Annotated in this window: 28 protein-coding genes; 19 read left to right on the top strand and 9 right to left on the bottom strand. The window is 67.1% G+C overall.

The features are described from left to right. Positions 1-55 precede the first annotated feature (55 nt). From ABD088_RS04105 to ABD088_RS04080, 6 genes are all read left to right on the top strand, one after another. Positions 56-667 (top strand): ArsR/SmtB family transcription factor, encoded by a 612-nt coding sequence (locus ABD088_RS04105; protein ID WP_343900255.1) that lies wholly within the window; start codon positions 56-58, stop codon positions 665-667. A 155-nt stretch (positions 668-822) separates the two neighbouring features. Then, the gene (gene gdhA, locus ABD088_RS04100) at positions 823-2,163 is read left to right on the top strand and encodes an NADP-specific glutamate dehydrogenase (RefSeq protein WP_343900253.1); all 1,341 of its coding nucleotides are present in this window, start codon (positions 823-825) and stop codon (positions 2,161-2,163) included. A gap of 85 nt (positions 2,164-2,248) precedes the next feature. Further along, positions 2,249-2,797: a flavin reductase family protein gene (locus ABD088_RS04095; protein WP_343900252.1), complete on the top strand. Its 549-nt coding sequence runs from the start codon at positions 2,249-2,251 to the stop codon at positions 2,795-2,797. Positions 2,798-3,097: 300 nt separating this feature from the next. After that, positions 3,098-4,183, top strand: a complete 1,086-nt coding sequence (locus tag ABD088_RS04090) for a 3-deoxy-7-phosphoheptulonate synthase (RefSeq protein ID WP_343900250.1) — start codon at positions 3,098-3,100, stop codon at positions 4,181-4,183. A 135-nt stretch (positions 4,184-4,318) separates the two neighbouring features. Then, entirely contained in the window at positions 4,319-4,531 is a 213-nt protein-coding gene (locus tag ABD088_RS04085; protein ID WP_343900248.1) for a helix-turn-helix domain-containing protein, read from the top strand. Positions 4,532-4,658: 127 nt separating this feature from the next. Continuing rightward, complete coding sequence (locus ABD088_RS04080; RefSeq protein WP_003792170.1) at positions 4,659-4,757, top strand: 30S ribosomal protein bS22; 99 nt, start codon at positions 4,659-4,661, stop codon at positions 4,755-4,757. Positions 4,758-4,869: 112 nt separating this feature from the next. Here the strand turns inward: ABD088_RS04080 and ABD088_RS04075 are convergent, their stop codons facing one another. Continuing rightward, positions 4,870-5,688, bottom strand: coding sequence for an HAD family hydrolase (locus tag ABD088_RS04075; RefSeq protein WP_343900247.1), 819 nt, complete (start codon positions 5,686-5,688; stop codon positions 4,870-4,872). A gap of 172 nt (positions 5,689-5,860) precedes the next feature. On the opposite strand from ABD088_RS04075, the gene ABD088_RS04070 reads away from it, so the two are divergent. Both ABD088_RS04070 and ABD088_RS04065 read left to right on the top strand, forming a co-directional pair. Beyond that, the gene (locus tag ABD088_RS04070) at positions 5,861-6,115 is read left to right on the top strand and encodes a glutaredoxin family protein (RefSeq protein ID WP_343900245.1); all 255 of its coding nucleotides are present in this window, start codon (positions 5,861-5,863) and stop codon (positions 6,113-6,115) included. Further along, the gene (locus ABD088_RS04065) at positions 6,112-6,762 is read left to right on the top strand and encodes a redox-sensing transcriptional repressor Rex (protein WP_343900244.1); all 651 of its coding nucleotides are present in this window, start codon (positions 6,112-6,114) and stop codon (positions 6,760-6,762) included. The genes ABD088_RS04070 and ABD088_RS04065 overlap by 4 nt, the downstream gene beginning before the upstream one ends. Before the next feature lie 24 nt (positions 6,763-6,786). Here the strand turns inward: ABD088_RS04065 and ABD088_RS04060 are convergent, their stop codons facing one another. Then, positions 6,787-7,581 carry a hypothetical protein gene (locus ABD088_RS04060; RefSeq protein ID WP_343900243.1) on the bottom strand — a complete coding sequence of 265 codons (795 nt, stop codon included), beginning with the start codon at positions 7,579-7,581 and terminating at the stop codon, positions 6,787-6,789. Positions 7,582-7,753: 172 nt separating this feature from the next. On the opposite strand from ABD088_RS04060, the gene ABD088_RS04055 reads away from it, so the two are divergent. The 5 genes from ABD088_RS04055 to ccsB are packed head-to-tail and all read left to right on the top strand — an operon-like array spanning position 7,754 to position 12,566. Further along, complete coding sequence (locus ABD088_RS04055) at positions 7,754-8,416, top strand: histidine phosphatase family protein (RefSeq protein WP_343900241.1); 663 nt, start codon at positions 7,754-7,756, stop codon at positions 8,414-8,416. A 4-nt stretch (positions 8,417-8,420) separates the two neighbouring features. Further along, complete coding sequence (locus ABD088_RS04050; protein ID WP_343900240.1) at positions 8,421-9,044, top strand: TlpA family protein disulfide reductase; 624 nt, start codon at positions 8,421-8,423, stop codon at positions 9,042-9,044. Beyond that, complete coding sequence (locus ABD088_RS04045) at positions 9,041-9,835, top strand: cytochrome c biogenesis CcdA family protein (protein ID WP_343900238.1); 795 nt, start codon at positions 9,041-9,043, stop codon at positions 9,833-9,835. Before ABD088_RS04050 ends, ABD088_RS04045 begins: the two co-directional genes overlap by 4 nt. Further along, positions 9,835-11,508 carry a cytochrome c biogenesis protein ResB gene (gene resB, locus ABD088_RS04040; protein ID WP_343900236.1) on the top strand — a complete coding sequence of 558 codons (1,674 nt, stop codon included), beginning with the start codon at positions 9,835-9,837 and terminating at the stop codon, positions 11,506-11,508. Before ABD088_RS04045 ends, resB begins: the two co-directional genes overlap by 1 nt. A gap of 17 nt (positions 11,509-11,525) precedes the next feature. Continuing rightward, complete coding sequence (gene ccsB / locus ABD088_RS04035) at positions 11,526-12,566, top strand: c-type cytochrome biogenesis protein CcsB (protein WP_343900235.1); 1,041 nt, start codon at positions 11,526-11,528, stop codon at positions 12,564-12,566. A gap of 97 nt (positions 12,567-12,663) precedes the next feature. Here ccsB and ABD088_RS04030 read toward each other — a convergent pair whose 3' ends face one another. After that, on the bottom strand, positions 12,664-13,497 hold the full coding sequence (locus tag ABD088_RS04030) for a hypothetical protein (RefSeq protein ID WP_343900234.1): 834 nt from the start codon (positions 13,495-13,497) through the stop codon (positions 12,664-12,666). A gap of 49 nt (positions 13,498-13,546) precedes the next feature. Here ABD088_RS04030 and ABD088_RS04025 point away from each other — a divergent pair, with 49 nt between their 5' ends. From ABD088_RS04025 to ABD088_RS04015, 3 genes are read left to right on the top strand one after another with little or no spacing between them, the layout of a single operon-like run. After that, the gene (locus tag ABD088_RS04025) at positions 13,547-14,233 is read left to right on the top strand and encodes a VC0807 family protein (protein WP_343900232.1); all 687 of its coding nucleotides are present in this window, start codon (positions 13,547-13,549) and stop codon (positions 14,231-14,233) included. Next, positions 14,230-14,712, top strand: coding sequence for a hypothetical protein (locus tag ABD088_RS04020; RefSeq protein WP_343900231.1), 483 nt, complete (start codon positions 14,230-14,232; stop codon positions 14,710-14,712). Before ABD088_RS04025 ends, ABD088_RS04020 begins: the two co-directional genes overlap by 4 nt. A 33-nt stretch (positions 14,713-14,745) precedes the next feature. After that, entirely contained in the window at positions 14,746-14,979 is a 234-nt protein-coding gene (locus ABD088_RS04015) for a hypothetical protein (RefSeq protein WP_343900229.1), read from the top strand. Positions 14,980-14,993: 14 nt separating this feature from the next. Here ABD088_RS04015 and ABD088_RS04010 read toward each other — a convergent pair whose 3' ends face one another. Next, positions 14,994-15,419 (bottom strand): PLD nuclease N-terminal domain-containing protein, encoded by a 426-nt coding sequence (locus tag ABD088_RS04010; protein WP_343900228.1) that lies wholly within the window; start codon positions 15,417-15,419, stop codon positions 14,994-14,996. 54 nt (positions 15,420-15,473) lie between these two features. On the opposite strand from ABD088_RS04010, the gene ABD088_RS04005 reads away from it, so the two are divergent. Next, complete coding sequence (locus ABD088_RS04005) at positions 15,474-15,743, top strand: DUF4229 domain-containing protein (protein WP_343900227.1); 270 nt, start codon at positions 15,474-15,476, stop codon at positions 15,741-15,743. 12 nt (positions 15,744-15,755) lie between these two features. Here the strand turns inward: ABD088_RS04005 and ABD088_RS04000 are convergent, their stop codons facing one another. From ABD088_RS04000 to ABD088_RS03990, 3 genes are read right to left on the bottom strand one after another with little or no spacing between them, the layout of a single operon-like run. Continuing rightward, positions 15,756-16,652 (bottom strand): 1,4-dihydroxy-2-naphthoate polyprenyltransferase, encoded by an 897-nt coding sequence (locus ABD088_RS04000; RefSeq protein WP_343900226.1) that lies wholly within the window; start codon positions 16,650-16,652, stop codon positions 15,756-15,758. A gap of 43 nt (positions 16,653-16,695) precedes the next feature. Next, positions 16,696-17,814 carry an AMP-binding protein gene (locus ABD088_RS03995; protein ID WP_343900225.1) on the bottom strand — a complete coding sequence of 373 codons (1,119 nt, stop codon included), beginning with the start codon at positions 17,812-17,814 and terminating at the stop codon, positions 16,696-16,698. Positions 17,815-17,822: 8 nt separating this feature from the next. After that, positions 17,823-18,776 carry a 1,4-dihydroxy-2-naphthoyl-CoA synthase gene (locus ABD088_RS03990; RefSeq protein WP_372710296.1) on the bottom strand — a complete coding sequence of 318 codons (954 nt, stop codon included), beginning with the start codon at positions 18,774-18,776 and terminating at the stop codon, positions 17,823-17,825. 170 nt (positions 18,777-18,946) lie between these two features. On the opposite strand from ABD088_RS03990, the gene ABD088_RS03985 reads away from it, so the two are divergent. Then, on the top strand, positions 18,947-20,383 hold the full coding sequence (locus ABD088_RS03985; RefSeq protein ID WP_343900223.1) for an amino acid permease: 1,437 nt from the start codon (positions 18,947-18,949) through the stop codon (positions 20,381-20,383). Here ABD088_RS03985 and ABD088_RS03980 read toward each other — a convergent pair. Further along, positions 20,374-20,883, bottom strand: a complete 510-nt coding sequence (locus ABD088_RS03980; protein WP_343900222.1) for a PaaI family thioesterase — start codon at positions 20,881-20,883, stop codon at positions 20,374-20,376. The genes ABD088_RS03985 and ABD088_RS03980 overlap by 10 nt on opposite strands. Positions 20,884-20,914: 31 nt before the next feature. On the opposite strand from ABD088_RS03980, the gene ABD088_RS03975 reads away from it, so the two are divergent. Next, the gene (locus ABD088_RS03975) at positions 20,915-21,448 is read left to right on the top strand and encodes an SRPBCC family protein (RefSeq protein WP_343900221.1); all 534 of its coding nucleotides are present in this window, start codon (positions 20,915-20,917) and stop codon (positions 21,446-21,448) included. 92 nt (positions 21,449-21,540) lie between these two features. On the opposite strand, the gene ABD088_RS03970 is transcribed toward ABD088_RS03975, so the two are convergent. Beyond that, positions 21,541-22,968 (bottom strand): MFS transporter, encoded by a 1,428-nt coding sequence (locus ABD088_RS03970; RefSeq protein ID WP_372710298.1) that lies wholly within the window; start codon positions 22,966-22,968, stop codon positions 21,541-21,543. Positions 22,969-23,142 lie beyond the last annotated feature (174 nt).

Genomic DNA, 23,142 nt, shown 5'->3' with positions numbered 1-23,142 from the left:
GCAGGTCACCGCGTGGGGCGATGCCCCGGACGATATATGCAGATAGGGTGATGAAATGACTTCCGACGATGTCTTTTCCGTCCTGGCAGATCCCACCCGGCGCCGCATCCTCGACGCGCTGCGGGAGGGCGAGAACTCGGTGGGCGACCTGGTCCAGGCCCTCGAGGTATCCCAGCCGACCGTCTCCAAGCACCTGAAGGTCCTGCGCGAGGCAGGCGTCTTGCGGATGCGGGCCGATGGGCAACGGAGGATCTACGCCGTGGAGCCCGGGGCCCTGCACCCCGCGGCGACCTGGCTCTCGGGATTCCCCCGGCATGACGCCCAGGACCACACCCCGACGGAGTCCGGCCGCGCAGGGTACAAGACGGCACCGCCGATCGGCAACACCCTGGTTCCGGCCGCGTCTGCCCCGGAGACCTCGGCGGACGCGACGGCACGTGCCTTGGAGGCAGCGGCGTCGTACCGCGCAGCCCAGCAGGCGCAACAGGAGCCGGCGGCCACCGTCAGAGCCGGGGCGGATGGCCGGGAATCGCCCGGGATTCCGGGGGCCGGGAACGCCCCGCAGCAGCTCGGCCGGACGGTCGGGCGCACCGTGGAACAGGTGACCGGACGCGCGCAGGACCTGCTGGAAAGGCTCCAGAAGCCCAAGTTCGGGCGCCGCCGCTAGGGCTGCGGGTGACCGGGGCCACGTTACGGACGGCCCCGGGGATCTTTACGACCGGTTGGGTCCAGCGGGCGGCGGCGTGCAATCGTACTTACCGGAGCGCCGACGCTCACCCGATGGGTGCCGTCGCGCCCACCTCAAGTTCAAAGGAGTACCGCTTGGATCAGCATCTGCTCGATATCCGCGAGGACGTTTTCCACCGCAACCAGGGGGAATCCGAATTCCACCAGGCCGTGACCGAGGTCTTCGAGAGCCTCGACGTCGTCATTGGCAAGCACCCCGAATACGCCGACGCGGCCATCCTGCAGCGCATGTGCGAACCGGAACGCCAGATCATCTTCCGTGTCCCGTGGGTCGATGACGCCGGCAAGACCCAGATCAACCGCGGTTTCCGCGTGGAGTTCAACTCCGCGCTCGGCCCGTACAAGGGCGGGCTGCGTTTCCACCCGTCGGTGTACCTGGGCATCGTGAAGTTCCTGGGCTTCGAACAGGTCTTCAAGAACGCGTTGACCGGCATGCCGATCGGCGGCGGCAAGGGCGGGTCCGACTTCGATCCGCGCGGCAAGTCCGACGCCGAGGTCATGCGCTTCTGCCAGTCGTTCATGACCGAGCTGTACCGCCACATCGGCGAATACACCGACGTTCCGGCCGGTGACATCGGCGTCGGCGGCCGCGAGATCGGCTACCTCTTTGGCCAGTACAAGCGCATCACCAACCGCTACGAATCCGGTGTGCTGACCGGCAAGGGCATGGGCTGGGGCGGATCGCTGCTGCGCCCGGAGGCCACCGGCTATGGCGCGGTGCTCTTCGCCCAGGAAATGCTCAAGACCCGGGGGGCCAGCTTCGACGGCCAGCGGGTGGTCGTCTCCGGTTCGGGCAACGTGGCCATCAACGCGATCGCCAAGGCCCAGACGCTCGGCGCGAAGGTCGTTGCGGCGTCGGACTCCGGCGGATACATCGTCGACGAGGCGGGGATCGACGTGGACCTGCTGCGCGAGATCAAGGAGGTCGAACGAGGCCGCATCAGCGACTACGTCGACCGCCGCGGCAGCAAGGTCGACTATGTCGAGTCCGGCAGCGTCTGGGACGTCGACGCCACCGTCGCCCTGCCCAGCGCCACGCAGAACGAGCTCGACGCCAAAGCCGCCAAGCGGTTGGTGGAGTACGGCATCGTGGCCGTCGCCGAAGGCGCGAACATGCCGTGCACCGCCGATGCCAGCCAGATCTTCCAGGACGCCGGCGTGCTGTTCGGCCCGGGCAAGGCAGCCAACGCCGGCGGCGTGGCCACCTCCGCCCTGGAGATGCAGCAGAACGCCAGCCGCGACTCGTGGAGCTTCGGACACACCGAACGCCGCCTCGAGGAGATCATGGTCGGCATCCACACCACCTGTGCGACCACCGCCGACGCCTACGGCAAGCCCGGAAACTACGTGGCCGGCGCCAACATCGCCGCGTTCACCAAGGTCGCCGACGCGATGCTCGCCCTGGGCGTCATCTAGGCATCACCGCCACAGACGGCACCACGATCGAGGGCCACTCCGCCGACGCTGCGGGGTGGCCCTCGATGTCTGCCAGAGTAGGGACATGGAGAATCCAGAACCACTATCGGGCCACCGGATCGATCCCGCAGCGGTGGACCAGGACGACATCGACGCCTACCGCACGCTGGCCGGGGACATCGCCTCGGGCACCGCAGTGGTCGCCACCCGCCATCACGGCCGGGACATCGCGGCGACGGTGACCGGATTCCTCGACGTCTCCTACGACCCGCCGACCATGCTCGTGAGCCTGTATGCCGACGGGCGCATCGCCGAGGCGGTCGAGGCAGCCGGCACCTGGACCCTGTCGCTGCTCTCCGGAGAACACGAGGGCACGGCCAACTGGCTCGCCAGCCCCGGGAACCCCGTCTACGGGCTGCTCCAGCAGATTCCGTTCAGCCGATCCCCGGCCTCCGGCGCTGCCGTCATCGACGGGGCCATCGCCTGGTTCGACCTGGGGACGACGGCGGTGCACCGGGTGGCTACGCATCTGGTCGTGGCCGGCGAGGTCCTGGCGATGGGCAGCGGTGACGACGCCCGGGCCGCCAATGACCCCCTGGTGCACTTCTCCCGGGAATACCGCCACCTGCGGTAGCCGCAGACTGCCCCGCCGCCGTCGTGCCGCGTCATATTCGCCACCGGGCGTGCGGCCGCGTCCGGGGCAGCGTTAGGGTGGGGGCATGACAACCCGTTGGTATGCGTATTTTGTGTCGGCTCTGGAGGAGCCTGCGACACGCTGATTGCGCATACCCACCTCCAGAGTCGACAGGGCCGGAACTCCAGTTCCCGGCCCTTTGCCATTGAAACGGCGGCCCTGGACGGTGTGGTCACACCCCGGTAGACCACTCGGGGCCGCAGTGGAAGGGCACGACGCCACCACCGAAAGGCCCCCCAGATGACCACCACCGGCCACGAAACCTCCATCGCCCCGAACACCGACGAACGCATTGTCGGGTACTCGCCGCTGCCCACGCCCGCCGAGCTGGGCGCCGACCTTCCCGCGGGCCCGCAGGCCCAATACACCGTGGCCCGGGCGCGGGAGGAAATCCGCGCCGTCCTGGACGGGCTGGATGAACGCCTGCTGGTCATCGTCGGCCCCTGTTCCATCCACGATCCGGTGACCGGATTGGAATACGCCCGCTCCCTGGCGCGCGTCGCCGCCCGCCATCGCGGCGAGCTGCTGGTGGTGATGCGCACCTACTTCGAGAAGCCGCGGACCACGCTGGGCTGGAAGGGCCTGGTCAACGACCCGGGCCTGGACGGCAGCCACGACATGGACACCGGCCTGCGCACCGCCCGTCGCTTCCTGCTCGACGTCACCGCCCTGGGATTGCCCACGGCCACCGAATTCCTCGAACCGGTCACCCCGCAGTACCTGGGCGACCTGGTGTCCTGGGGAGCCATCGGCGCCCGGACCGCCGAAAGCCAGATCCACCGCCAGTTGGTCTCGGGGTTGTCGATGCCCGTCGGGTTCAAGAACGGGACCGATGGTGGCCTGCAGGTTGCCCTCGACGCCTGCGCCGCGGCGGCCTCCGGGCAGGCGTTCCTGGGCATGGATCCCGAAGGGCGGGCCAGCATGGTGCGGACCGACGGCAATCCGGACGTGCACCTGGTGCTGCGGGGCGGGGCCACCGGGCCGAACTACTCCGACGCGGATATCGCCGCTTCCGCCGATGCTGCAGCTGCTTCCGGCGTGAACCCGCACCTCGTCGTGGACGCGAGCCATGCCAATTCCGGCAAGTCGCACGAGCGCCAGGCAGTGGTCCTCGACGAGCTGGCCGCCAGCATTGCCGCGGGGCAGGACCGGCTGGTCGGGGTCATGGCCGAGAGCTTCCTGGTACCCGGCGCCCAGAAGATCGTGCCGGGGGCCGCGCTGGTGCCCGGGCAGTCGGTGACCGACGCGTGCATGGGGTGGGAAGCAACGGAGACGGCACTGGACCACCTGGCCGAAGCGGTCCGGACCCGCATGGAGTCACGATGACGGGTGATTGACGGCAAGAGTTTCACAATCGTCCCACCAGCCACTAGGGTGGGTGCTAGACGGTATTGCGCGCGATTCGATCCGCGTGGTACCTCGCTGGGGTATTCCTTTCAGCCAGTTCAGGAGAAATTGTCGATGGCCGACGCTAAGAACTTTTCGAACTCGCGCTTCATGACGGTGGCCGAGGTCGCCGATATGATGCGTGTCTCGAAAATGACCGTGTACCGTTTGGTGCACGCCGGCGATCTTCCGGCAGTGCGTTTCGGCCGCTCCTACCGGGTGCCGGAAACGGCAGTCGAGGACTACCTGAAAACCGCCCGCGTGGACGGGGCATCGGAGACCGCGTGAGAACGTGGTCTGCGCCGGCCCCTCGGGCAAGGTAACCTGTTAAGGAACATTTAACGTCCGCGATGGTTGCTGCCTGCTCCCCGCGTGGCCGTCAGCAGTAATCAATCACCAGTCTGTGAGGAACCAAATGGGCTCAGTTATCAAGAAGCGCCGCAAGCGGATGGCCAAGAAGAAGCACCGCAAACTGCTTCGCAAGACGCGTCACCAGCGTCGTAACAAGAAGTAGCCACGCTGCGGGACAAGCTCCCGCGTGATGGCGAACAACGGCGGGATCACCTTCGGGTGGTCCCGCCGTCGTCATGCCCGGATGGGGAGTGGCCGCGATGGGGCGGGAGGCTTCAGCCGTGGAAGCGCCGTTTCATCATTTTCAGGCCCCGCCACAGCCCGTACACCGCACCCGAGTAGGTGGCCGTCCGCAGCCCGATGGTCGCGGCCCGGCGTCCGCGCCGGAAATCGTAGACCGGCCAATGGTGGTCCAACGCATGGCGGCGCAGCTTGGCGTCCGGATTGATCGCCACGGGATGCCCGACGGCCGTCAACAAGGGGACGTCGTTGTAGGAATCGCTATAGGCCCAGCTGGCGGACAGGTCCAGACCCTCCCGCAGGGCCAGGTCCCTCACCGCAGCTGCCTTGGCCGGACCATGCAGGATCTCGCCCACGAGGCGGCCGGTGTAGACGCCTTCCTGCTGGTCAACGACCGTCCCCAGCGCCCCCGTCAGGCCGAGTTTTGCGGCAATCACGTCGGCGACCTCCAAGGGGGTCGCGGTGACCAGCCAGACGGGTCGGCCGGCATCAAGATGTGCCTGGGCCAGGGCCCGCGTCCCGGGCCAAATGCGACTGGCGATGAACTCGTCATAGATCTCATCGCCCAATGCCGACATGTCATCGACGAGGATGCCCGCGGCCAGCGCCAATGCCTGGTCCCTGACGCGGTGGACCGAAGCGAGGTTTTCCCCGCGCCACAGGAAGCTGGCCTGCTGGGCGCCGATCCACAGCGCATGGCGCATGCTGAAGGCGCCCCGGCTATACATCTTGCGGGCGACGGCAAACAGGCTGGCGCCACGCATCATCGTGTTGTCCACGTCGAAGAATGCCCCGGCCTGGCCCGTCGGACGCTGCGTGTCCAGCGTGACGGTTGCTCGCGGCTGCTCTGGCATCCGTCCAGTCTATCCATAAGCAGTGAGGCCACCGGGGAGATGGTGCACCCGACCGTTCCGGGGCCAGCAGGGCTTCGGGCCGCTGGCTGGAGACGCTCGCGCCGGGAAGGGCCAACGGCCCACAGGGGGTCATGAACGGGGAGGAACCCTGGCCGGGCGGTAGGTTTGATGCATGGAATCCTCGGAACGTGAACCACGGGTGCGGCTGTTGACCAAGTCCGGCTGCCACCTCTGTGCCGCGGCCCGCGAAACCGTCGAATCCGTCACCCGGAAGCATGGGGTGGAGTGGGACGAGGTCCTCATCGACCAGGACCCGGAACTCCTCCGGCAATTCGGCGAGGAGGTCCCCGTGCTCCTGGTTGATGGACTGCAACGGGACTTCTGGGTTATCGATCCGCTGCGGCTCGAGAAACTGATCGGCGCATGAAACCTGAAGGGAAGCTGCTCCCCGAAGCGACGCTGGGCCGCATGACGCTGTACCTCCGCGCGCTGGAAGCCCTGCGCGCAGCGGGACGGGCGACGGTCTCCTCGGAGGTCCTGTCCTCGGCAGCTGGCGTCAACCCTGCGATCCTGCGCAAGGATTTGTCGCTGTTGGGCACGTTCGGCACCCGCGGGGTGGGCTATCGGGTGGACGTGCTCGCCGGGCGCATCTCCACGACGCTGGGCCTCGAGCGGGAGTGGCGCGTGGCCATCCTCGGCGCCGGCAACCTGGGGCGCGCCCTGGCCGGGTACTCCGGTTTCCAGGACGGGGGTTTCAGCGTGGGGGCCATATTCGACGTTGCGGATGCGGCAGTCGGACGACGGCTCGGGGGGCTCACGGTCCGCCACGTGGATGAACTTGCCGACGCCGTCGGTGGGCTGGGGATCAACATGGCAGTCCTCGCCGTCCCGGGGCCCGCAGCCCAGGAACTCTGCACCCGAGTGGTTTCCGCCGGGATCACGAACATCCTCAGTTTCGCCCCGGTGGTATTGCAGGTTCCCGACGGTGTCCGCGTTCGGAAGGTCGACATGGCCCGTGAACTGCAGATCCTTGCCTACCATGCAGCCTTCGGCGCCGACCGGGACGACGACTGAGACGACCCGGCCGGACGCCCCGTGCTACTGGCGGAAACCGCCATGCTTGTGCAGGGCCACCGCACCGATGTACTCCGACGACGGCCGAAGCCAAGCGCAGACGATACCGGCAATCCCCAGCGCGATGGCAAGGAAGGCCAACAGGTCGAACTGGGACAGGAGCCCCGCGAGGGAGATGACCGCCAGGATCGTCCCGGTAATGCGTGCCCCGTTGCTGCCCTTGCGGATGAAGGTGGCGATCAAGGCGTAGATGCCGGCGCCGATCAGCATGATGAACAGGACAGCGATCTTCATCGGGCCGATGATCGAGGCCATATCGAGCCCGGCGTCCTTGAGATCCTGGTTCATGGAGGGATCCTGGGTGGCCATGGCCTGGTTGACGGCATCCATGATGACGGCGTCCGGCACGAAGACCAGGATCAGACCTTGGACGAGCGTCATGAACCCGGCTGCCATGATCAGCCAGAACGCAGCATTGATCTGCGCGGGCCGCGCAGGTTTTCCGCCGGGGGCGCTGCCGTAGCCTGGCTGTCCGCCAGCAGCCTGTTGGGGGTAGCCGTAGTGCTGCTGGTTCGGGTAGGACTGCCCCAGTGGGGGAAGGTTTGCCTGACCCGGCTGTCCATACCCCGGAGCGTTCCCCTGGTTCGGCTGGCCATACTGGCCGTATGCGGGTTGCCCGGGGGAGCCCTGGCCGGAAGCTGCCGCGTCGTCAGGGGGGATCCGCTGGCCGAACTTCGGAGGTTCCGGTACTGCCGGGGTTCCCTCGCCCGGTTGCTGACCGGGGTCGTGGGCGGGGTCCCGCGGATTGGTGTTGTTCATGATCTGTCCTCCGATGGTCTGACGGCTGTTCTGCTTGCCTCCCACAGTAATGCGCCACCCCCGGGCCGGCGCATCATCAAGAAGGCTGAATTCGCGTCGTCCGTGCGGCGCCGGTGAGCGGTATCACCGACGGGTTTTAGGCGTGGAAGCAAAGGTTTGAGAGACTGGATGCATGCCTGTTGCCACCGTCCACCTACTCCGCCATGGAGAGGTCTACAACCCGGACCGGGTGCTCTATGGCAGACTTCCAGGATTCCATTTATCGGAACTGGGTCATGCCATGGCCGATCGTGCCGCCGGGTACTTCGCCGACCAGCGCAAAGCCGGTGCCAAGATCGTCCATCTGGCGGCGTCGCCGCTGGTCCGTGCCCAGGAAACCGCCCGTCCAACCTCCGAGGCCCTGGGCCTGGAGATCGGGACCGATGATCGGATCATGGAGGCAGAAAACCACTTCGAGGGGCTATCCGGCGTCAAGGGCCATCTGGCCCAGCCGCGCCATTGGCCATACCTCATCAATCCAATGCGTCCGTCCTGGGGGGAGCCCTACCAGGCCCAGGTCGAGCGCATGATGGCCGCGGTGAAGGATCACCGCGACCGGGCCGTTGCACTCGGCGGCCCCGGAGCCCAAGCCGTGCTGGTGAGTCACCAGTTGCCCATTTGGGTCACGCGCCTGGCCGCCGAAAACAAGCACCTATGGCATGATCCCCGACGGCGGCAATGCACGCTTGCGTCGATCACCAGCCTGGATTTTGAGGGGGAGCGGCTCGTCGCCGTTCGTTACACCGAACCCTGCGCTGACCTTTTGGCCAACGCGGCAAACATCCCCGGAGCCTAGCAACATGCCGTCCCACCCCGTTTCACCCCTGCCCGAACGCCGTCAGGTGTTGCGTGCTGCCGCCCTGTTCGCCGCGGTCATCCCGTTGGCGGCGTGCTCGAAAGCCGACGACCCGTTGGCAGAGCAGGCCAGGGCAGGTAATGGAAAGAACTACATTGCCGGCGACGGATCGGTCCAGGAATATGCTGCCGATTCCCGCGGCAAATCCCTCGAGCTGAGCGGCACCACCTACGAGGGCAAGCAAATCGGCAGCGGGCAGCTCCAGGGCCAGGTGACCGTGTTGAACTTCTGGTACGCCGCGTGCGCCCCCTGCCGTCTGGAAGCCCCGCATCTGGCGAAGCTGAGCAAGGGCTTCGCCAAGAAGGGCGTGCAGTTCTACGGGGTGAACGTGCGCGACGGGAAGGCGACCGCCACGGCGTTCGAGCGCACCTTCAAGATCCCCTACCCCTCGATGCCGGACGCCGATGGTTCCATCCTGCTCTCCATGACGGAGTACGTGCCACCGCAGGCGGTGCCGACCACCCTGGTGTTGGACCGGCAGGGCCGGGTTGCGGCCCGACTTCTCGGCGAGGCCGATGAATCAACGTTGAAGGCCTTGATTTCCGACCTGGTCGCAGAGCCAGCATGATCGCCGGGCTTGCCGCTGGCTTGCCGGCCCTGAGCGCCCAGGTCAATCCGTTCGCCGAAGCCGTCCAGGACGGGTCGCTGCTGCTGTCGATTCCGGTGGCCGTCCTCGCCGGCCTGGTTTCCTTCCTGTCGCCCTGCGTGCTGCCCCTGGTTCCGGGATTCCTCGGGTATGTGACGGGCCTGACCGGTGCTGACCTGGCCGAGCAGAAGCGCGGACGCATGGTCGCCGGCATCGGGCTCTTTGTCCTGGGGTTCAGTGTGGTCTTCATGCTGGTGGGCGTCGTCTTCACCAAGATCTCGGTCTGGCTGATCCACGGGGGCGATTGGGTCACCCAGGCGCTGGGCCTGGTGGTCATCGTCATGGGCATCGTGTTCATGGGTGGCTTCTCGTGGTTCCAACGCGACCGCAAGATCCACAGCCGCCCACCGGCCGGGTTGTGGGGGGCTCCGGTGCTGGGCATGACCTTCGGACTGGGGTGGGCGCCCTGCATCGGGCCGACCCTCTCCGCCGTCCTGGCCATGAGCACCGGCCCCGAGGCCAACGTCACCCGCGGCGCGCTCCTGACCTTCGCCTACTGCCTGGGCTTGGGCGTTCCCTTCCTGCTCATCGCCTTGGGCTTCCGCCGTGCAGCCGGCGCGTTGGCCTTCTTCAAGCGCCACCAGCGCGCAGTCATGCGGGCCGGTGGCCTGCTGCTCATCATCCTGGGTGTCCTGATGGCCACCGGGCTGTGGGGCGACTGGGTGCTCCAATTGCAATCGTGGTTCAAAAACGACGTAAGGATGCCGATCTGATGGCATTGACCAGGAATACCGATCACCCCCCCCACCCCGAAAAGGGCAAGGGCAAGAAGCCCCGGAACGGTGATGTCGCGGTCCCGGCGCTCGGCCCGTGGGGCATGATCCGGTGGGCATGGACCCAACTGACCAGCATGCGCACGGCATTGTTCCTGCTCCTGCTGTTGGCCGTGGCAACGGTGCCGGGATCGCTCTTCCCGCAGCGGCCGGTGAATCCCACCGAAGTCACCGCCTACATCGACAACAAACCCGTGCTGGGGCACTGGCTGGACACCTTCCAGTTGTTCGACGTCTTCTCGTCGGTGTGGTTCTCGGCCATCTACCTGCTGCTGTTCATCTCGCTGATCGGTTGCGTTTTTCCGCGGGCCAAAAAGCACTACCAGGCCATGCGGACCGCACCGCCGCGTACACCGGCCCGGCTCTCACGCCTGCCGGAGAACGGGACGCTGGAAGTTTCCGGGCTTGCCGCGGATCTTCCCGACAGCCAGATCCTGGCGCGCTCGGCGGCCCTGCTGAAGAAGCGTGGTTACCGCGTCGAACAGCGACCCGACGGCCAGGTCCCTTCAGTCGGCGCCGAACGCGGCTACATCCGCGAGGTCGGCAACCTGATCTTCCATTTCTCCCTCATCGGAGTGCTGGCCGCGGTCGCCATCGGCGGGGTCTTCGGATACACCGGCCAGCGCATCGTGGTGGAGGGGGAGTCCTTCGTCAACACGCTGGTGTCCTACGACTCCTTCAACCCCGGGACCGGGTTCAAGGAAGGGTCGCTCAGTCCGTTCTCGGTGAAGCTCGACGACTTCAACGTGACCTATGACCGTGAGTCCACGACGCATTACGGCCAGCCCATCGACTTCCATGCCAAGGTGACGACTTCCGAACCCGGTAGCGATCCCCAACAGCAGGACCTGCGGGTCAACCACCCACTGCGCATTGGCGGCACTGCCGTCTACCTGGTCGGCAACGGCTATGCCCCCGAGATCACCGTCCGGGACGGAAAGGGCAACGTGTCCTACTCCGGACCGGTGGTCGCCGTCCCGCAAGACGACGTCTTCACCTCCCTGCTGGTGCTCAAGGTGCCCGATGCCCGACCGGACCAGCTCGGATTCGTCGGCCTCTTCCTGCCCACCGCCGGCGTCAACTCGTCCGGCGTCGGCATTTCCCTGGACCCCAGCCCGGTGTTGCCGCAGCTGCAGCTGAACTCCTATTACGGAGACCTCGGCCTCGACGCGGGGGACCCGCAGAACGTGTTCGTGCTGGACACCGACAAGCTCACCGAGCTCAACAGCCGCAATCTCGACGCGGGCGGGCTGGTGGTCAACGCCGGCCAGACCGTGAAACTGCCCCAGGACAAGGGCTCCATCACCTTCGATGGCATCAAGCGCTATGCTGCCCTGGACATCCACCACGACCCGGGCAAGCTGCCCGTGGCGATCTTCGCGGCCTTGGCCCTGATGGGCTTGGCAGTCTCCCTGTTCACGCCCCGCCGTCGTGCGTGGATCAAGGTCCACCCGGCAGGGGAGGGGCCCCGCGAGGGGGATGACCATGGCGGGCGTATCATCGAATACGGGGTGCTGGCCCGTGGGGAGGATCCCCGGGTGCGGCAGGAAGCCCGGGAGCTTCGCACACTTCTTGAGCGCGAATTCACCGGCGTCCGCCGGACCGAAGTTTAGGAGAAAAAGGAACACGCATGCCAACCATCAATGAACAGCTCGGCGCATACAGCGACCTTTTCATGCTGCTGGCGGCCATGGCCTACGCCATCGCCTTCATCTCCTTTGCCTGGGATCTGGCCAAGTCCAACCAGACCATCCGGGAGCTCGAGTCGGGCCTGCTGGCCGAGGAAGCCAAGCAGCTGGCCACCGTGGGCGCCGCGACCGCAACGGTCCACCAGGACCGGGGCCCGCACGCCCCGGCAGCCGATGACGGGCTGCTCGTCAACGAATCGATGAACTACGTCCGCCAGGCGGGCAAGCGCACCGCGGCCCGGGTGGGTGTTTCGGTGGCGTGGATCGCCGCGGCCATCCACGTGTCCGCCGTGGTCTCGCGGGCCATCGCCGCCGGCCGTGTCCCCTGGGGCAACATGTACGAGTTCCTGACCACCGGTGCCATGGTGGTCGCACTGGTCTTCCTCGTGGTGCTGCTCAAGAAGGACCTGCGGTTCATGGGGACCTTCGTCATCGGGTTGGTCACGCTCATGCTGTGCGCCGCGACCATGGGCTTCCCCACGCCCGTGGCGCACCTGGTTCCCGCACTGCAGAGCCCGTGGCTGATCATCCACGTGTCCATCGCCGTGTTGGCTTCCTCGCTGTTCACGATCACCTTTGCGCTCAGCGTCCTGCAGCTCTTCCAGGCCGACCGGCAGGCCAAGCTTGCCGCCGGCAAGCCCGACAAGCTGGCGTTCCTGCGCATGGTCCCCAGCGCTGCTGCGCTGGAGAACTTCGCCTACCGGATCAACGCCGTCGCCTTCGTGATGTGGACCTTCACGCTCATGGCCGGCGCCGTGTGGGCCGAAGCCGCCTGGGGCCGCTACTGGGGCTGGGACACCAAGGAGGTCTGGACCTTCGTCATCTGGGTGGTCTTCGCCGGTTACCTCCACGCCCGCGCAACGCGTGGCTGGACGGGGACCCGTTCGGCGTGGCTGAGCATCATCGGCTACCTGTGCATCGTCTTCAACTTCACCGTGGTGAACCTGTACTTCAACGGCCTGCACTCGTACGCGGGCGTCTAGCAGGCAGGAGCGGCCTCGGGCCCGGTACGGAGCGTCAACGCCCCGTGCCGGGCCCGAGCTGTCTCCGGGGCACCCGCGGTTCCCCTCCCGGCGCGGCCTACCGCTCGCGCCGGTGCACCAGCCAGGCGTGGGGGCTGCGCAGCAAGAGTGTTTCGACGTGGGCTGTGACGGCGTCGTTCCACGCGGTCATCATGCGGCGGAGGGCCTGATCGAGCTCCCCGGCTGGCCAGTCGGCTGGCAGGAGCTCGGGAGGCAGCCCGGGATCGGTCAGCCGCAGGCCGATGGAGTGCAGGTAGTTGTCGTGGAAGGACCTGAAGGCGATTGCCGGTTCTGCCGGGATCCGGCCCGGGCGCGCCCAGGCGCTGACCCTGTGTGCCGCAGCGCGCAGGGACTCCACGCGCTGGGGGAGGTCCCAGGCCAGTGCCGCCACCTCGCGGGAGGTCGCCGCGTCGAACTCCAGGGTCCCGCGCACCAACAACCCGCGCGTGTGCACGCCCTCCAGGCCCTCGTCCACCCGGGCAGGGTCGGTGGAGATCAGCACGCCGGGCCTGATGGTCCCCAGCCCCAGGTTTTGCGCGAGGTAGCGTAAGTGGTCCTTCACCGGGCGTTCCGATTCCGGGATGTCGAAGACCACTGTGTGGAAGCGCCCGTCCCAGTTACCCGGCTGCGGGCCGTGGTCGACCCCGTTGAACCCGGTCAGCATGGCCCCGGAAAGCCGGTAGGCGGCCACGCGGCCGTGGCGCTGGGCCTCGAGCGAGCCGGCCGCGCGGAGGCGGGCCAGCAAGGCGCGGGCCGAGGGGAGGCTGTGGCCGGCGTCGGTGAGCAGCTCGACCAGGATCGGTCCGGGAATGGTCTCGGCATCCAGGGTCCCGAAGATGAACGGCACGCTGGATGCCAGGTTGAACCCCCGGGGTCCATGCAAGGCGCTCATCAGCTAATTTTCCTTCCCGAAACGGGATCGATTATGTCACACTTGGGCCATGGCGACCACGGAGACCAGCCCAGCAGCACGGCACATGAATGGCAAGGCGATGCTTGGCAGCTTCGCCATGACTGCGGTCTTCGACGTCGGCGTGACCATCGTGGTGTACCAGTGGGCCAAGAGTGCCGGACTGAGCACGCAGTGGGCGTACGTCCTCTCAGGTGTGGGACCGCTGCTCATGATGGGCATCACCTGGGTGCGGGCCCGCCGGCTGAGCGGTGCATCCCTGATCATCCTGGTGTGGGTCTTGCTTTCCGCCGCGGCCGCCTTCATCGGGGGCGGGGATGAGCGGCTCCTCCTGGTCAAGGATTCGGCCATCACCGGCGGATTTGGTCTGGCCTGCCTGGTGTCGCTGCTCCTGCCCAAGCCCATGATGTTCTTTTTCGGGGCCAAATTCGCCACCGACGGAACCCGGGCCGGACTCGACTACTGGTACGGGCTGTGGCAGTACCCGCAGTTCAGGGCCACCCAGTACCGGATCAACAACGTCTGGGGAGTGGCGTTCATCCTCGAGGCCGTGGTGCGCATCGTCCTGGCCTACACCATCGACTTCGACACGGCCTTCACCGTTGCCAGCATCATGCCCTTCGTGGTCCTCGCCGGCCTGATCACCTACACGATCACGCTCGGGAAGAAGGCCCAACGGGCCGGGGACGCCCGCCGGGCGGCACTCGAGCAAGCATGAGGGACGGTGACCCGGGGCTCCAGGAACAGATCGAGGCAATGGCCGCGCTGAAACCGCTGGTGGGAACATGGCGGGGGAGCGGGTGGACGATGACCGCCCGCGGCCGCACCGAGTTCGACCAGCTCGAACGCGTCGAACTGCGTCTGGATGGGGAACTGTTGACCGTGGAGGGCCGGGGGACGGCTCCCGGGGACGTCGCGGATGTCAGGTTCAGGGCCTTCGCCGTGGCCAGCTACGACGTGGCGCTCGGCGGCTACCGTTGGCGCAGCACCTCGGGTGGAAACACCCTTGAGGTCGGGCTCGACGTCACGGGGCCCGGTTGCTACAGCTGGGGATTCGAGGTGGCGGCAGCTGTGCGCATGCGCTTTGACATCCGCATCGTCGGTGCCACGTGGCAGGAGGACGGATACCTCTCAACGGACGACGGCGGGAGCTGGGTGCCGTCGATGTCGATGGAGTTGGCCCGCAGGCCCGAATGAGCTGCGGCAGGCGCCGTGGCCTACGCTGGATCCATGACTTCCACGCCAGGATCCGACCGGCCGCTTCCGTATCGGCGCACCGCAGTGCTGCCGCTGACGTTGGCCGGCCTGGCCATCGTCGCAGCGCTGATCTCGACCTTCCTGGCGGCGATCGTGGCGAAACTGGTGCTGTTGGGCCTGGCTCTGGTCCTGCTCTTGGCCTGCGGCGTCAGCCTGGGTGTGCTCGTCTACCGCATCCGGAAAACGACGTCGACGCCCCCGCGCTGACGCGGCGGCGCGAACTAGGCAGTGGGGGGATTGGTATCCCGGTCCGAAGGAAGCCCATCACTGTCATTGGGCGGTTGCTGGTCCTTCTGGGCCTTCGCTTCCCTGGCTTTCAGCTCGGCTTCGCGACGGCGCAACTCTTCGTCCTTGGCGCGCTGCCGGCGTTGCGTCTCGAGGCTGCGCAGGAATTCGGGGTTGTCATCGGGGGCCGAGGGGCCGCGGGTCGGGGCCTGACGGGTGGTGGGGCCGGGGATCGCATCGTTGGGCCGGCCCAACCAGAACCACAGGCACGCGCCGACGAGCGGCAGCAGGATGATGGCTAGAATCCAGCCCGGCTTGGGAATGCTCCGGACCCGGTGCGCCGGTGTCTGCACACATTGGATCAACGCGTAGATGGTGACGGCGAGGGCCACCAAAGCGCCGAGCATCAAATTCCTGACCATGCTTCCAGTGTAGTGAAGATTCCAGCTCCCCGGTGCAGCCGGTAGAATCGAAGTGTGCAGGTTCTCAAGTACACCATTATCCGGTTGGTCCTCTTCTTCGCCGTCTTCGCGGGGTTGTATTGGGGCCTGCGTTTTTCGTTGTGGCTGGCGGCGCTCGTCGCCGCCATTGTGGCGTTCTGCGTCGCCTACTTGTTCCTGGACCGGATGCGGTCCGCCAGTGTCCAGCAGGTCCAGTCCAAGGTGGCGGACCTGCGCAACCACCCCGGATCCCACAAGGGTGCGCTCGAGCGCGAGGACGAGGAAGCCGAAGACCGCTTCCAGTAGCCGGTCCCCGGATCAGCCCTGGTGGCGGAGCACCACGGTGATGACCATGCCGAGGGCAAACAGGATGCTGTAGCCCAGGTTGATGAACCCCGTGTGTTTGAGCACCGGGATCAGGGCCTTGCGGTCACGGCTCCTGAGCATGACCCAGGCGGGCATCAGGCACATCGGCGCCACCAGCACCACGAGCATCAGCCACGGGAACTCCTGCACCAGCAGCAAGGGCAGCAGGATCGGCAGGGCCAGCATCAGGACATACGCCACGCGCGCCCAGTCATCACCGAGGCGCACGGCGAGGGTCCGTTTGCCCACCTCGCGGTCCGTGGGGATGTCACGGACGTTGTTGGCCATCAGCAGCGCAGTGGCAATCAACCCCGTCGCGCAAGCGCCGACCCAGGCCGTGGCAGGAAGCTGCAGGACCTGTGTGAAGGTGGTCCCCAGCGTCGCCACCAGGCCGAAGAAGAGGAAGACGAAGATGTCCCCCAGCCCCTGGTAGCCATAGGGACGTTCACCGCCGGTGTATCCCCAGGCAGCGAAGATCGCGGCGACGCCAACCAGCAGCAGCGGCCACGCCTGGGAGAGCAGCACCAGGACCAGGCCCGCCACCGCGGCGGCGCCAAAGCAGGCGAAGGCGGCGGCCTTGACCTGGCCGGGCTTCGCGGCCCCCGAGCCCGTCAAACGCAACGGTCCGACCCGGACGTCATCGGTCCCGCGGATGCCATCGGAATAGTCGTTGGCGTAGTTCACGCCCACCTGCAACAGCAGCGAGACCAACGCCGCCAGAACGGCACGGAACCACCAGACGTTCCCGTCCACCCCATAAGCGGCAGCCGTGCCGATGATGACGGGGGCGACAGCCATCGGGAGGGTGCGCAGCCGGGCGCCTTCGATCCATTGGGCGGTCGTGGCCACGGTGGGGTCCTCTCGGTCGGATGCTGTCGGTTTCGCCAGCGTCCTATTCTCTCTCCGCGTTCCCCAACAGGGAAATTGCCCGTTGACGGTCGGGTTTGCCGCCCGGCAGGGTCGGCAGTTCGGAGACCATCAGCAGCCGGTGGGGCACCGCTGCCCGGCCCAGCTCCGAACGCACGGCGTCACGGAGGGAATCCGGGGTGGCTTGCCCGGTGACGAGCGCGCCGACGGATGCCCCCCATTCGGGGTCGGGGACCCCCACGACCAGCGCCGAACGCACCCCCGGCACCGCCTCGAGGGCGGTCGCGACGGCGCCCGCGGAGACCTTGACGCCGCCGGTGTTGATGACATCGTCGATACGTCCCTCGACCCGCAGCGTCCCGTCCCGGTAGGAGCCCAGGTCATCGGTGGTGAACCACCGGGTTCCGTCGGAGTCCAGCGTGAAGTGGGCATCGGTGAGTTCCGGATTCCCCAGGTAGCCTCCGGCGACGACATCGCCGCCCAGCCGGATCCTGCCGCCGGTGCTGGAGATCTGCACCCCGGGGAGGGGCTCGCCGTCGTACACGCAGCCGCCGCAGGTTTCGCTCATCCCGTAGGTGCGGATGACCCGCAGCCCGTGGCTGCGTGCCGCGGCGCGCAACGGTTCGGAGGTGGAGCCGCCACCGAGCAGGATGGCGTTGAACCGGCGCAAGGCGGCGACGGTCTCCGGTTCCGGGTCATCAAGTAGGCGGGCCAGCTGCGTGGGCACCAGCGAGGTGATCCGCACGCGATCGGTCAGCTCGGCTGCAGCTGCGGTGAACGCCTCGGGGGTGAAGCGTGCCTCCAGGTCCATCGCCCACGGGCGGGTCCCGGCGTAGAGGCTGCGGGTGAGCACTGCCAGTCCCGCCACGTAGTGCACGGGCAAGGCAAGCAGCCACTGGCCCTCGGCGCCCAGATATTCCGCGGTGGCCATGGAGGAGGCGGCAAGCGAGTCGATCGGCAGCACGGTGCGCTTGGGGGTCCCCGTGGAACCCGAAGTGCGCACGACGGCGGCACTTCCCCCGGGGGCGTCCCCCGCCTGTTCGAGGCGGTGGCTGCCGGGGGAATCGCCCGGCAGGATCTCGACGGCGGGCCCGTCCTCGTTCAGCGCGGCCGCCAGGGCCGAGAGCAGTGGCTCGATGTCCATGTGGCCCCCTAGAAGTAGTAGGGGTGCGAGGACCAGTCGGGGTCGCGTTTGCCCAGGAACGCGTCCCGGCCCTCCACCGCCTCGTCGGTCATGTAGGCCAAACGGGTGGCTTCACCGGCGAAGACCTGCTGCCCGGCCAGCCCGTCGTCGGCCAGGTTGAAGGCGAACTTGAGCATGCGGATCGCCTGCGGGGACTGCCGGGCGATGTCGGCGGCGTATTCCAGCGCGACCTCCTCGAGACGCTCATGGTCCACCGCCTCGTTGACCGCCCCCATGGCCACCATGTCATCGGCCGAATACTCGCGGGCCAGGAAGAAGATCTCCCGGGCGTTCTTCTGGCCGATCTGCCGCGCCAGCAGGGCCGAACCGTAGCCGGCATCGAAGGAACCGACCGTCGCATCGGTCTGCTTGAACTTGCCGTGTTGGCGCGAGGCGATCGTCAGGTCGGAGACCACGTGCAGCGAGTGTCCGCCGCCGGCCGCCCAGCCGTTGACGACGGCGATCACCACCTTGGGCATGGTGCGCATCAGCCGCTGCACCTCCAGGATGTGCAGTCGTCCCGCACGGGCCGGGTCGATCGACTCGGCGGTGTCACCCTCGGCATAGCGGTAGCCATCGCGGCCGCGGATGCGCTGGTCGCCGCCGGAGCAGAAGGAATGTCCGCCATCCTTGGGGGAGGGGCCGTTTCCGGTCAGCAGCACCGCTGCGACGTCGGAGGTCATGCGGGCGTGGTCCAGGGCGCGGAAGAGCTCGTCGACGGTGCCCGGGCGGAAGGCGTTGCGCACTTCGGGCCGGTCAAAGGCAATGCGGACGGCGGGCAGGTCACGCAGGATCGTGCCGTCACCGTCGCGTTCCACCTGCCGGTGGTAGGTGATGTCCTCGAAGTCGAAGCCCTCCACGAGCCGCCAACGGGTCGGGTCGAAGAGATCGGATACCTGGTGGGGAAGAGATGCTGTGCTCACCCGCACCAGTCTAGACGCGGGGCCACCCCGCGGCTGCCGTCCTCGGCTGCCCCGAGGTGGACGCAAGGAGCCGGCGATTAACGGTGGCGAGGGTGATCCGGACTACACTATCGTGTCCCCTCGATCCACCCCGGCCACACCGCAGTGCCCGGAACCCGGAAGGAATCGGTGTGTCCCACCCCGACCACAACAGCACGGCCACGGCGGACGTCACCGCCGAGGGCTACAAGAAGACCCTGACCCGCCGGCACGTCCAGATGATCGCGATGGGTGGGGCCATCGGCGTCGGCCTCTTCATGGGCGCGGGCGGCCGGTTGGCCTCGACCGGACCGTCGCTGATCTTCTCCTACGCCATCGCCGGGCTCATCGCCTACTTCCTGATGCGCGCCCTCGGCGAGCTGATTATGTACCGCCAGTCCTCCGGTTCCTTCGTCAGCTATGCCGGCGAGCTGTTCGGGGCCAAGGGCGCATTCCTCGCCGGGTGGATGTACGTCCTGAACTGGATCATGACCGGCATCGCCGAGCTGATTGCCATCGGGCTGTACTTCCAGTTCTTCTTCCCCGGCGTCCCGATCGAGGTCTCGGCCATCTGTGCGCTGGTCCTGCTGGTGGCGGTCAACCTCTTCAGCGCCAAGGCGTTCGGCGAGTTCGAGTTCTGGGCCTCGGCGCTGAAGGTCACCGCCATCGTCCTGTTCCTCATCGTCGGCGTCGTCATGGTCGCGATGAACACCCAGATCGGCGACGGCCACGCCGCCGTCTCCAACCTCTGGGCCAGCGAGGGCGGGATGTTCCCGCGCGGCTTCTTCATCTGCATCCTGGTGCTGAACTCCGTCGTCTTCGCCTACAACGCCATCGAACTGGTCGGCATCACCGCCGGTGAGATGGAGGACCCGGCGCGCGAGGTCCCGCGGGCCATCCGCGCCGTCGTGCTGCGCATCGTGGTCTTCTACGTCGGCTCGGTGACCCTGCTGGCCATGCTGATGCCGTGGGACCACTACAAGGCCGGCGAAAGCCCGTTCGTCACGGTGTTCGACCAGCTGGGCGCCGCCTGGATCGGCGACGTCATGAACTTCGTGGTCATCACCGCGGCACTGAGCTCGTGCAATTCGGGGCTGTATTCCATCGGCCGCGTCTTCCGCGCCATGGCCAACAACGGCCACGCGCCGAAGGTGTTGGCACGGATGAACAGCCGCTACGTCCCCTGGGCCGGCATCGTCACCGTCGGCGCCGTGTACCTGGTCGGCATCCTGGCCAACATCTGGCTGGGCGGTTCCCATGCCTTCGACCTCGCGCTGAACACCGCATCGATCGGCGTCATATTCACCTGGGGGACGATCTTCGCCTGCCAGCTGATGCTGCGCCACCGCAAGGGCAAGGTCTCCAGCCTGCCGATGCCCGGGGCCCCCTGGACCAGCTGGGCCGGGATCATCTCCCTGCTGGTCATCACGGTGCTCATCTCGTTCGACAGCATGTCCGATCCGGCCACCGGCGAGGTCTACCACCTGGGCCTCTACACCATCGCCTGCATCCCGGTCATCGCCCTGGCGCTGTGGATCGGCTGGCTACGGGTCCGCAAGAACGCGCCGGCCAACGAGTTCTATTCCTGATCCCGCAAGGCAAAGAACGACGCCGTCGCGCTGGCGAGGATGCGCCCCTCGCCGTCGCGGACCTCGCCCGAGGCGATGGCGGTGGAGCGCCCGTAATGTTCCACGTGGCCGACGGCCGAGACCACTCCTGAATCGACGGTCATCGGGCGGCGGAACCTCACGTGCAGGTCGGTCGTCGTCCAGGTCGTCCCGGCAGGGGAGAGGGACTCCACGCTGAACCCCAGCGCCGTGTCCAGCAACGTGGACAGGAAGCCGCCGTGGCCGGTGCCGATGGTGTTGAACTGCTGGGACTGGGGCACCGTCTCCAGGCGCACGGTTCCCGCATCGGCATGGACCGTGTGCACGCCCAGCGCCGTGAGCAGCGGTGATTCCGGCAGCTCGCCGGAGATGATGGCGCGCAGGAAATCCAGTCCCTGGCGTGCTCCGGTTTCGCGGCGCAACTGCTCGGAAACTGCGTTGACCTCGGTGTGCTGGGGCTGGCTTTCGTGCAGTGTCGGCATGTCCACAGCGTAGGCGCGGTAGGCTCCGGCCATGGAATCGTTGCGTACCCAACAGGATGTCGATGCGACCGGTGATGTGGTCTGGAGCGTGCTCCAGGACGGGGCCCAATACTGCACGTGGGTTCCCGGCGTGGAAGATGTCGAGGGCGACGTCGAGGACGGCCACTCCATCACGCTGGTCTCCGACGGCGGCCACGAGCGCACCACCGTGAAGATCGCTGCCACCACCAACCGCGGCCTGATGACCTGGCACACCGGAGCCGGTCTCGGGCTGGACAGCACCGAGATCACCTTCGACGTTGCCGATACCGGGTTCGGCTGCACCGTGGTGCTGACCCGCACCGACGGGGGCCTGCTCCACGGCATGTTCGGCAACGACGACGGGGACCCGAAGGAGCGCCTGGACGCCCTGGCCGCGGCACTCGCTGCAGCCGGAGAGGCGCGGGCCAGCCGGCGGGAAACCCGACGTACCGTGGAGGACGAGCCCGGCGGCACCGGCCCGGCAGATGCACCTGGTTCGGCCTTGAACCCCGGCGCTGCCGCCGTGGAACCCGAAGCGGGCTGAGTACTACCGGGGACAACGTCCCCACCAACCAAGCGGGCCCGGAGCCATCGAGACGATGGTTCCGGGCCCGCTTGGTTGCGGTGTGTGGGCCGTTAGCTGGCCTCGTCCGCCAGGATCCCGGTGTCGTGGGAATCCGGGACGTCAGTTCCGCGCAGCGAGGCGCCGGCGGTTTCGGTCATGAACTTCACGGCGATGACGCCGAAGACCGCGGCAATCATCATGTACACCGCGGGGAAGAGCACGAAGCCGGTGCCCTCGATGACCGCCTCGTTGACCATGGCAGCCGTGCCGCCGAGCAAGGCGGTCGCCACGTTGTAGGTGATGGCGAAACCGGCGAAGCGCACCTGCGAGGGGAACATGGCAGGGAACGTGGCGGTGATCGTCGCCAACTGCGGGATGTAGAGCAAGCCCAGCACCGCGAACCCGAGGATCGCCAGCCCAAAGCTCTTGCCCATGAGCCAGAACATCGGCAGCGCGAAGATGAACAAACCGATCACCGAGGTCAACCACATGGGCTTGCGGCCGACCTTGTCGGAGAGCCTGCCGGCAAACGGGATGACGGCCATCATGGCCACCTCGCCGACGATGATGACGATCAGTGACAGGTTCGAGTCCAGGCCGAGCTGGCTTTCCAGATACGTCGGCATGTAGCTCAGCAGCGTGTAGTTCACCATGTTCAGGCAGGCGACCAGCCCGAACATGATGAGCATCGGGCGCCAGTACTGGGTGACCAGCGCCTTCATGCTGTTGCTTTCCTCGACTTCGCCGCGCTCCTCGAGCTCCTGGAACACGGGGGTGTCCTCCAGCTTGGACCGCAGGTAGAGGCCGACCAGGCCCATCGGCAAGGCCAACATGAACGGGATGCGCCAGCCCCAGGCGTTCATGGCATCTTCGGGGAGCAGCAGCTGGAAGACCAGCATGACCGCGGCCCCGAGGGCGAAGCCGCCCAGCGTGCCGAATTCGAGGAAGGACCCGAAGAAGCCACGCTTCTTATCCGGGGCGTACTCGGCCATGAACGTGGCGGCACCGCCATACTCGCCACCGGTGGAGAACCCCTGCACCATGCGCAGCAGGATGAGCAGGATCGGCGCGAGCAGGCCCACCGACTGGAAAGTCGGCAGGACACCGATGAGGAAGGTGGCACCCGACATCATCAGGATGGTCATCGTCAGCACCGCCTTGCGCCCCAGCCGGTCACCCAGCGGGCCCCAGACCAGGCCGCCGAGCGGACGGACCACGAAGGACAGGGCCAGCGTGGCCAGCGTCAGGATGCGGCCGTATTCGCCCGGGAAGAAATGGAGGGTGATGTAGGTGACTGCTACCGAGTACACGCCGTAGTCGAACCACTCGGTCATGTTGCCCATGGCGGAGGCTGCGGTTGCCTTGCGGATCATGCTCCGGCCCTCGGGGGTCGAGGTGTCCGGACCGATGTCCTCGGTCAAGTCGATCGAATCGTTGGTTCCCGCGGGCGGGTTGCTGCCCGTGGGGGAATGGTGGTGCTTGCTGTCTTCCGGTGGCACTGATGCCTCCCAAGTGTTCTCAGCTTGCGTCGACCGGACACCTTTCCGCGCCCTGCAGGTGTTCGGAACGGGGCCGGTCCACGATCCGGCAAAAGCACCGGAGTCGGTCAAAACACATCATATTACCGGCGGGTGTATATATGGGCCAATTCCGTCATTTCCTGGGTGCGGAGT

Source organism: Arthrobacter rhombi (assembly GCF_039526245.1).
GTDB lineage: Bacteria > Actinomycetota > Actinomycetes > Actinomycetales > Micrococcaceae > Arthrobacter_H > Arthrobacter_H rhombi.
The sequence above is the reverse complement of the archived record's forward strand: the minus strand, read 5'-3'. Positions and strand labels throughout refer to the sequence as shown.

Excerpts from the sequence above, each read along its gene's own strand:
- ABD088_RS03980 (WP_343900222.1), bottom strand. The coding sequence starts at position 20,883 with ATGCCGACACTGCACGAAAGCCAGCCCCAGCACACCGAGGTCAACGCA.
- ABD088_RS04030 (WP_343900234.1), bottom strand. The coding sequence starts at position 13,497 with ATGAGCGCCTTGCATGGACCCCGGGGGTTCAACCTGGCATCCAGCGTG.
- ABD088_RS04085 (WP_343900248.1), top strand. The coding sequence starts at position 4,319 with ATGGCCGACGCTAAGAACTTTTCGAACTCGCGCTTCATGACGGTGGCC.
- ABD088_RS04050 (WP_343900240.1), top strand. The coding sequence starts at position 8,421 with ATGCCGTCCCACCCCGTTTCACCCCTGCCCGAACGCCGTCAGGTGTTG.
- ABD088_RS03975 (WP_343900221.1), top strand. The coding sequence starts at position 20,915 with ATGGAATCGTTGCGTACCCAACAGGATGTCGATGCGACCGGTGATGTG.
- ABD088_RS04055 (WP_343900241.1), top strand. The coding sequence starts at position 7,754 with ATGCCTGTTGCCACCGTCCACCTACTCCGCCATGGAGAGGTCTACAAC.
- ABD088_RS04010 (WP_343900228.1), bottom strand. The coding sequence starts at position 15,419 with ATGGTCAGGAATTTGATGCTCGGCGCTTTGGTGGCCCTCGCCGTCACC.
- ABD088_RS04020 (WP_343900231.1), top strand. The coding sequence starts at position 14,230 with ATGAGGGACGGTGACCCGGGGCTCCAGGAACAGATCGAGGCAATGGCC.
- ABD088_RS04070 (WP_343900245.1), top strand. The coding sequence starts at position 5,861 with ATGGAATCCTCGGAACGTGAACCACGGGTGCGGCTGTTGACCAAGTCC.
- ABD088_RS04045 (WP_343900238.1), top strand. The coding sequence starts at position 9,041 with ATGATCGCCGGGCTTGCCGCTGGCTTGCCGGCCCTGAGCGCCCAGGTC.
- resB (WP_343900236.1), top strand. The coding sequence starts at position 9,835 with ATGGCATTGACCAGGAATACCGATCACCCCCCCCACCCCGAAAAGGGC.
- ABD088_RS04015 (WP_343900229.1), top strand. The coding sequence starts at position 14,746 with ATGACTTCCACGCCAGGATCCGACCGGCCGCTTCCGTATCGGCGCACC.
- ABD088_RS04095 (WP_343900252.1), top strand. The coding sequence starts at position 2,249 with ATGGAGAATCCAGAACCACTATCGGGCCACCGGATCGATCCCGCAGCG.
- ABD088_RS04065 (WP_343900244.1), top strand. The coding sequence starts at position 6,112 with ATGAAACCTGAAGGGAAGCTGCTCCCCGAAGCGACGCTGGGCCGCATG.
- ABD088_RS04090 (WP_343900250.1), top strand. The coding sequence starts at position 3,098 with ATGACCACCACCGGCCACGAAACCTCCATCGCCCCGAACACCGACGAA.
- ABD088_RS04060 (WP_343900243.1), bottom strand. The coding sequence starts at position 7,581 with ATGAACAACACCAATCCGCGGGACCCCGCCCACGACCCCGGTCAGCAA.
- ccsB (WP_343900235.1), top strand. The coding sequence starts at position 11,526 with ATGCCAACCATCAATGAACAGCTCGGCGCATACAGCGACCTTTTCATG.
- ABD088_RS04075 (WP_343900247.1), bottom strand. The coding sequence starts at position 5,688 with ATGCCAGAGCAGCCGCGAGCAACCGTCACGCTGGACACGCAGCGTCCG.
- ABD088_RS04105 (WP_343900255.1), top strand. The coding sequence starts at position 56 with ATGACTTCCGACGATGTCTTTTCCGTCCTGGCAGATCCCACCCGGCGC.
- ABD088_RS03995 (WP_343900225.1), bottom strand. The coding sequence starts at position 17,814 with ATGGACATCGAGCCACTGCTCTCGGCCCTGGCGGCCGCGCTGAACGAG.
- ABD088_RS04025 (WP_343900232.1), top strand. The coding sequence starts at position 13,547 with ATGGCGACCACGGAGACCAGCCCAGCAGCACGGCACATGAATGGCAAG.
- ABD088_RS04080 (WP_003792170.1), top strand. The coding sequence starts at position 4,659 with ATGGGCTCAGTTATCAAGAAGCGCCGCAAGCGGATGGCCAAGAAGAAG.